Annotated in this window: 9 protein-coding genes; 2 read left to right on the top strand and 7 right to left on the bottom strand. The window is 47.7% G+C overall.

The window, feature by feature from the left end; all coding sequences use genetic code 11:
• Positions 1 to 41: 41 nt before the first annotated feature.
• Positions 42 to 341: a host cell division inhibitor Icd-like protein gene (locus FCN80_RS25035; RefSeq protein WP_136993026.1), complete on the bottom strand. Its 300-nt coding sequence runs from the start codon at positions 339 to 341 to the stop codon at positions 42 to 44.
• Positions 342 to 551: 210 nt separating this feature from the next.
• Here FCN80_RS25035 and FCN80_RS25030 point away from each other — a divergent pair, with 210 nt between their 5' ends.
• Positions 552 to 854 (top strand): YlcI/YnfO family protein, encoded by a 303-nt coding sequence (locus FCN80_RS25030; protein ID WP_136993025.1) that lies wholly within the window; start codon positions 552 to 554, stop codon positions 852 to 854.
• A gap of 348 nt (positions 855 to 1202) precedes the next feature.
• Here FCN80_RS25030 and FCN80_RS25025 read toward each other — a convergent pair.
• Both FCN80_RS25025 and FCN80_RS25020 read right to left on the bottom strand, forming a co-directional pair.
• Positions 1203 to 2314 (bottom strand): IS3 family transposase gene (locus tag FCN80_RS25025; protein ID WP_136993024.1). Its coding sequence is split into 2 segments (ribosomal slippage): positions 1203 to 2053 and positions 2053 to 2314, totalling 1113 coding nucleotides; the frame shifts between segments, so codons are not numbered across the junction.
• Positions 2315 to 2492: 178 nt separating this feature from the next.
• On the bottom strand, positions 2493 to 2948 hold the full coding sequence (locus tag FCN80_RS25020; protein WP_136993023.1) for an antiterminator Q family protein: 456 nt from the start codon (positions 2946 to 2948) through the stop codon (positions 2493 to 2495).
• A 367-nt stretch (positions 2949 to 3315) separates the two neighbouring features.
• Between FCN80_RS25020 and FCN80_RS25015 the strand changes: the two genes are divergently transcribed.
• Positions 3316 to 4740: a hypothetical protein gene (locus FCN80_RS25015; RefSeq protein ID WP_136993022.1), complete on the top strand. Its 1425-nt coding sequence runs from the start codon at positions 3316 to 3318 to the stop codon at positions 4738 to 4740.
• Positions 4741 to 4799: 59 nt separating this feature from the next.
• Here the strand turns inward: FCN80_RS25015 and FCN80_RS25010 are convergent, their stop codons facing one another.
• The 4 genes from FCN80_RS25010 to FCN80_RS24990 all read right to left on the bottom strand — a co-directional run.
• Entirely contained in the window at positions 4800 to 5303 is a 504-nt protein-coding gene (locus FCN80_RS25010) for an Hcp family type VI secretion system effector (RefSeq protein WP_136993021.1), read from the bottom strand.
• Positions 5304 to 5339: 36 nt separating this feature from the next.
• The gene (locus tag FCN80_RS25005) at positions 5340 to 5549 is read right to left on the bottom strand and encodes a hypothetical protein (RefSeq protein ID WP_136993020.1); all 210 of its coding nucleotides are present in this window, start codon (positions 5547 to 5549) and stop codon (positions 5340 to 5342) included.
• Complete coding sequence (locus tag FCN80_RS25000) at positions 5539 to 6189, bottom strand: hypothetical protein (protein WP_136993019.1); 651 nt, start codon at positions 6187 to 6189, stop codon at positions 5539 to 5541. The genes FCN80_RS25005 and FCN80_RS25000 overlap by 11 nt, the downstream gene beginning before the upstream one ends.
• Before the next feature lie 1037 nt (positions 6190 to 7226).
• Positions 7227 to 7550: integrase core domain-containing protein (locus FCN80_RS24990; protein WP_230492945.1), on the bottom strand; the 324-nt coding region annotated here is incomplete at its 5' end.

The following is a 7550-nucleotide window of genomic DNA, read 5'->3' as shown; positions in this document are numbered from 1 at the left end:
GCTTCCATCGGGAATAAGGATCTGGCAGCCTGAGTTCCCAACTAAAATACTCTCCCGGAAAACCGGGGCGGTTCAAGGCGTTCGGCCTGTTGGTGGTTGGCAAAGAGATCCGGCAACAGGAAACTATCCTTCTCCCCGGTGGATGAGTGCAGATGCGCCAGCACCTGATAAACGCCGTCTGTGATGCGAATACGGACAGACAACAGGTAAGACGGGTTACGCAGACGAGAACGTGCTTCCGCTTCGGTGGATGCAATTATCGTGGTGCGCTGGTTCGTGCGTGGCGAGTAGAAGCGCCATATAAATTTGGGGTGAGTTTGGGTATGCTGTGTTCCAGCCATAATGTAACCCTCGATTACGTTGTTGGTCAGACGCCCTGCTTGCGCTTCCGACGCTTGTGGGGCGTTGCTATTTTTACATCTTACCTGTGTTTTATCTGTGGATAAGGTGTGTATTTACTTTAATTTTAAGTGTGTGTTTGTGTCAACCATTTTCAATACACACCTAATGATGTATCGTTCACACACCAACGATTAAACTGGGGAATGTGTATGGCTACAGGCAATGTAAACAACAAATCACAGGTCAAGAATGTTCGTATCCCGCATGATATTTTGGATAGCATGGAAATCGTTAAGCAAGACGATGAAACAGCATCCGGGTTCATTATTACTGCCATACGGGGAGAAATAGCCCGCCGACAGGCAGAAGGGAGCAAAGATAATCCGTTGCTTTCTTCTCTCGATGCACTGGCGCAGGTGGAGAAAATTGGCACAAAGGCAGCAGAAGAAATAAAACAGTTGATCAGCGTAGCGCGTGACGAACTCATGCGCCGGGATGGGCTAAAAGGCTGAACGGGAGATAACCTGCGATTTATTGCCTTTACCGGGGAGGGGCTGGGCGTTCTACCCCATTGGGGGCTGATGCCGCCAGCCGGGATAAATTATCCTTCTGGATGGTGGCCGGAATGAATCTGTACAAATTCGCAAATTGAGTAACTTATTGATTTTGTTTAATTCTAGCGACTCACTAGAATCTCCTCGTAATCATCTGATTTTATTGAATTATACTGATTCGGTATTTTTATAACTCCCTGATCAACGTTAATCTCCTATTGTATGAGAATTCATCCTTCAAAACTGAAGGATGGCTACATGGTACTGTTGGCATGAGCAAGACTTGAATTTGTAAGCGCACCCGTTTTAGTTCCACGCACTTTTTGAGATTTCCGGGTTTTCAGTTATCAGCCGGTATTCTTCCGGCGTCAGGTTATTCAGGGATTCATGAGGGCGCTCGCTGTTATATTCAGCCAGCCAGCGCTCTGTAATTTCCCGCGCTTCATTCAGAGTCCTGAACAGATAAAAATCCAGTATCTCTGTCCGATAGGTCCGGTTAAAACGTTCGATAAAGGCATTCTGCGTGGGCTTGCCGGGCCTGATAAATTCCAGCATCACACCATGCTCTTCTGCCCAATGTGCCAGCGTCAGCGAGATCAGCTCCGGACCGTTATCCATCCGCATTTTCAGCGGATATCCGCGGTTTGCAACGATCCTGTCCAGCACTCTCACGACCCGCTGCGCCGGGATATTCAGGTCAATTTCGATCGCCAGTGCTTCGCGGTTAAAATCATCCACCACGTTGAAGGTCCGGAAGCGCCTGCCGCACACCAGCGCATCGTGCATAAAATCGATGGACCAGCTCTGGTTCATCGCCTCTGGCGTCGCCAGCGGAGCCGGATTACGCACCGGCAGGCGTTGTTTTCCCTTACGGCGAAAATTCAGTTTCAGCAGGCAGTAAATACGGTGAACTCTTTTATGGTTCCAGGTATTGCCCTGCCTGCGCAGCACCTGAAAAAGCTTTTTAAATCCGTATCGCGGATAGCGTTCAGCCGCCACGGTCAGCGCCATAATCACCGGCTCATCACGTCGCGTATCCGGCTGATAACGAAATACCGTCCTGCTCAGCGACAATGTCCTGCAGGCCTGGCGTAAGCTCATGGCAAACTGCGCGGTCAGATAGCTGACCAGCTCACGCTTTATCGCTGGTTTTAAAGCTTTTTTTCAATAACGTCTTTCAGGGCGCGGCACTCGAGACTCAGGTCCGCAAACATCTGTTTCAGCCGGCGGTTTTCATCCTCAAGGTCTTTCATCTTTTTGATATCAGAGGCTTCCATCCCGCCAAACTTCGCTTTCCAGTTGTAGTACGAAGCCTCAAAGATCCCGGCCTCGCGGCAGACATCCTTGACGGTACGTCCGGCTTCGACGGACTTCAGAACGGCAATGATCTGGTGTTCGGTGAATCGGGCTTTACGCATGGCGATCTCCTCAGGGGACATAGTCAGTATGTCGGAAGATCTCTAAAAGTGAATGGTTCGGATTACAGGGATGCTTACAAATTCACGTCTTGGGAATAAGTGGTTGATTTATCCACAAACCCCCATTGGTGGAAGCTGGATAACTATATGGTTTTCAACATCCTCCAAAACAGGAGGATCAACCCGCTACCGGCGCACGACCAGAGACGTCCTCAAAACCACGTAACAGAAAGGCCGGCGCTTTCATCTGCCCGGTGGCTTTCAGTACCAGATCCATATCCAGCCTGACGCCCAGCGCCACCAGCCCACCGTTAACGAAGTTCTCACCCCCCGACAGCAAATTGCGCACCTGCATACGGTTGGTTTCAAATAAATCGGCCACATCGCGCAGAGACAGGCGCAGGACGTAGTAAGCAAAGAGCACTTCGCGTTCTGCATCGCGGCCAGCAAAGTGTAGCCTCGAAACGCAGGCGTCGATTATCAGGCCATCATCGTCACTACAGGACGGACGCAGGGAGGATTTAGCCGCCAGTACTCCCCGGAAGGTGGCACAGACCGCAGGCCATGCAGCGCGGTTTTCTTCATCTGCTGCCCATTCTCCCCAGCGTTGCAGCACTGCCCGTATATCGCGCATGATTCAGCCCTCATCATTTCTCATCAAAAAGGTTTCAACTCACACCCTGAATTAAATTCTAACCAATTGATTTTAGATAAATACGGTATTTCACCGAATCCACCAGCCCACCCCCATACTCAACCTGCCAGTTATTTCATATTTTGCAACGATAAAGAAAATAACACCGAATTATGAAACAATGCATTCTGGCAAATGTGCCAGCGTACTATCACCACGCTGGCGTTTACAAACAGAGGAAAGCGCTATGAGCCTGTTAGAAGCGTTTTATTACACGTTCGCGTCGGATGCCTCCGCACTGGATAAAGGGCTGGCCTAAAGCGAGAAGAAAGCGGAACAGCTTAAAAATACTGTGTCCGGCGTCGATGTGCAGACGCAACAGTTAGGGACTTCATTTTTAAGCCTGACTAAATCGGCGGCGGGGCTGCTGGGCGTTACGATGACGCTGGCAGGGGCTAAGGTGCTGGCACTCAGTGCAGCGGAAACTACCAGCGCGTTAGGAATGCAGGCGCGACAGATGAACGTCAATGTGTCCACGCTTGACGCCTGGCGAAAGGCAGTCACGGAAAGCGGCGGCGATGCAGAAGCCTTTACCCGCACCATTGGCAATCTGGCGCAACGGTTCCGCGATCCGGAGGCGGCATTACTGCGCTACAGTCGTGTACTTGGCGGTATGAGCAGCTTTCGGGCGCAACGGCTGGGTAAAATGGTAGGGCTGGATGAAGGTACTATTGAACTGCTGCGCAAAGGAAAAATCGGTGTTGAAGAACTGATTAAAAAACAGAAAGAACAGGGCGTTATTACCAGGGAGCAGGTAGAACAATCGGACCGCTTTAACCAGAAGTTACGCACCCTGAAAATGGAATTCGATAACGTCAAAACGCAGGTAGGCAGTGCGCTTATTCCTGTGTTTGAAAACCTGCTGGATGCCTGGGACAAGGTTTCGGGGTGGATAAGCGATAACAGGGAGGGCCTTACGCAGTTCTTTGTCGCGCTTGGGGGCATAGTGACGGCGTACTATCTCCCCGCCATGATAAGCGCTGCTGCTGCGACCCTCGCCGCCACCTGGCCGATCCTGCTTGCCGTGGCCGCATTCGGTGCGCTGGCGCTGGTGGTTGCCGATGTGGTGGGTTATTTCTCCGGTATGGACAGCATAACCGGACGGCTGGCGCAGAAATTCCCCGAACTGAATAAATTTCTCCAGGCGTCGAAAGAAGAAGTGTTAGCTCTATGGGATGCGTTTGTGATGTTGTTCACCGATCCGCTGCAATTCCTTGATAACCTGAAAGGCGAAATTAAAGGGCTGCTGGACTCCCTGCTGTGGGACGGCGCAGGCGATACCGTCTTTAGCTTCCTCACCAGTGCGGGCAAAGAAATAACCGAACTGTGGAACGGGCTGGAAAAGCTGATTGATAAGGTGGTGGGTATCGCCCTGAAAGGCTTTGGGAAAATTAGCGAAGCCTGGCAGAAGGTGAAACGCTGGTTCGGTATGGGTAAGGACGAAGTGGCAAAGGCTGAGAACGAAGCACAACCCATTACGCCAGCGCCACCAGCGCATGATATGACGTATGGCGGTCAGGTACAGTTACAGGCAGCGGCCAGCAATCCGATTACTTCCATGACCAGCAACGCTATCAGCAATTCATCCCGGCAGGTTTCACAGCGTACAGACGTGCGGATTGACAATATCGAGATCCAGACACAGGCCACTGATGCGAAAGGTATAGCGCAGGAGATCCCCGGAAATCTTAAAGATGCCACATGGCATTTTGATGATGGACTGAGAGCGTAGAGCGTCCACTATGCCCCCTGCCCGTAATTTGTAAAAAATTACGGGCAGGGGTCTTTATTTCAGCTATTTTTTTCTTCTTGCTTTTGTAATTCCTTACCCCAAAAATCATTGATTGAAATATTCCCAATCAAGTAATTCCACGATATGCCTCTGTATCGTAGTTTTACGACCTCCATCATATTTGGAGCTGTTGCACCCGGAATATAAGCATGGTTGAACACTACAGAAATTATAACAACGCTATCCAGCGTTAAATTATATATTTCATTTTCTATTCCAGCCTCATTAATTGCATAAAAGCGGAGAATTCCTGTTTTCAATCGTTTACCCGTGCATACAAAATCAAAGAGGTAAGGAGACGATTTATCTACTTCTTTATTTATGATTACTGGTTCGTGCATACGACCTCCAGTAAGTGAGCCAGTATGAGCATCTACAGATAAAGATATCCCATGTTGGGTATTCATCACCTCAATAGCCCCTTCACGGCCTGAAGCCACACAGGAACCCTTGATCTGAACCCCATTTTCATCATATAAAAACAAATATGCTGGCAAAGACATTTTATCATCCTTATATTATTAACGTCCAATAAGCTATCATTCTGATCTGTCAGGTAATACTTTAACTAACACATATACAAACAAAATACTTATGATGATATAGATAAATCTTTCATGCCATGTTTCAAAATGGAAAAACCAATACAAACAAACAAACACCAATATACCACCAAGCAGTGAAACTGTATTTTCAAGAAAACTATGAAAGATACGTTTTCCTAATGGCAATCTTTTATCATCTGCCATGTCTGACCTCTTTTTCAACAAGTTCAATTATCTGATTAAATGCTGTATTGCCTTGCGTTCGCCTAACTCTTAAAGCCTCAATAAAAGGCTGCAAAGCTGGTTCCACAAGAAAATAAAGAAAGTCATAGTCTTTTTTTCGTAGTTCATAGTAAATATCTGGATCTGTCATTTGAAGTCTCTGAGACGTGTATATACTACGTTCCGCCATGCCTCCGGCTAATAAAATATTACCAACAACACCACCTCTCAGGGCTATCATAAGCGAACTACGTTGAGCAATTGATGTTGCTATCTTCTTTGAAATTAATGAATTTGTAATAGCCCTACCCACTACCGATGCGCCTGTTTTAGCATAAAGTCCATCACGATTATTTTCAGGTACATATTGATTGAATTTATCTAATACGGTTTCTATCGTCCTGACAAAATTTTCATTTTGAAGAATTCCAAATCGAATAGCATTAATTAATCGAATACGTTCTGTTTCTCTGTTAAACCGAGAATCGGTATCAAAATATCCATAAGCAAGATAACCTAAATCTTGTGGAACCGATAAAACGCCATGAGTAAGACCTATGGCGGTATCAGGTGAAATGATAATTTTGGCTATACGCTTTGCTATCTCTGTGTAGGTAGTCATAAAGATTCCTTTCCCCTCATATCCTGTTTGTCAGTCTATAGCCAAACCAGATAAAATTAAACACCACAACAAGGTTTTCCACCCTCGCGTAGAGACAGCAATAAAATCATCCCCGTTCCACGGCTTGCCCGACCAGGCGGAAGTAGCAAAACGCCAAAGAGGCTATCCCTATAGGGAGAAAAGCGGCAACGCCTTACCGCATGCCTCAACTCCTTTTGGTAATGCCATTTCCCATAAAATCGTCGATTTGACACGCTCCACACTCTAACGTAACCGCACGTTGTGCCATGCCGAAATGTTGAGAAATGTTGAGGTGAAAAAGCACGTAGAAAAATGTGGAATCTGAGCAATACCGGGGAGGGGCGGGTCTCCAACCTGCCATTTTCGGACGGCGTCCGGTTACATCCGGTAAAAAAGGTAGCAAAACGTAGTGCTCAAACTTTTCCAGTCCGATCCCCAGCCGCGACATACACCATTTTACCCGCCAAACAGCGAGATATGGACAGCGCTGTCCACCCCTTGTCCGTACCTCTGTCCACGTATGATAGTGCGAGGAGGGGTATTATCTATATAATAAATATAATATTTTTTATTTTTATTATTATATATGGACAGTGGACAGGCTGGACGCACAAAAGCATAACAGCTTTATGTGTTAAACTCAGCGAAGTGTAGATAAAGCCCCTCCTCGGTAATGTGCAATTTTCTACCAAAACATTTTGGTAGTACGTTTGGTAGTTAGAACCTGAAAATCCAAATTTCTTTATTATTAAAATCAGTCCATTAACTTCTAAGTTCAACTCCCGCCAGCCCAAAATTCTCCATCGGTGATTACCAGAGTCATCCGATGAAGTCCTAAGAGCCCGCACGGCGCAAGCCCTGCGGGCTTTTTTGTGCCCTCAATTTGTTCCGCGAAGTCTGATGCCAACTAATTAAATCCGAACCTTTTAGGCACCTTGTTAGGCACCTCATAAAGCTATATTGTTTTTGAGGTGTGAAGCGCCCCGGTTTTCCGGGAGAGTGTTAAGTCCGGGAAGTCAGGCTGCTTGCACCTTATTTCCGTGGGTAGCATAGTACGCTTTTTCAGCTTCTGCCGGGGGCACATGACCCAGGCGCTCCAGCAGCCGTCGGTTGTTGTACCCGTCCACCCACGTCAGCGTAGCAAGCTCCACTTCTGACCGCTTTTTCCAGCTCTGTCTGTGTATCACCTCCGCTTTATACAGGCCGTTGATGCTCTCCGCCATCGCATTGTCGTAGGAATCGCCCGTGCTGCCCGTCGAGGCCTGTGAGCAGCGGTTGTAATGTGATACAGCCAGCGATTGAAACTTGATACACCTCTTTGAGAAGATGGCTGCTTTTTG

The organism is Martelella alba, assembly GCF_005217455.1.
In the GTDB taxonomy this organism is placed as follows: domain Bacteria; phylum Pseudomonadota; class Gammaproteobacteria; order Enterobacterales; family Enterobacteriaceae; genus Acerihabitans.
The sequence above is the reverse complement of the archived record's forward strand: the minus strand, read 5'-3'. Positions and strand labels throughout refer to the sequence as shown.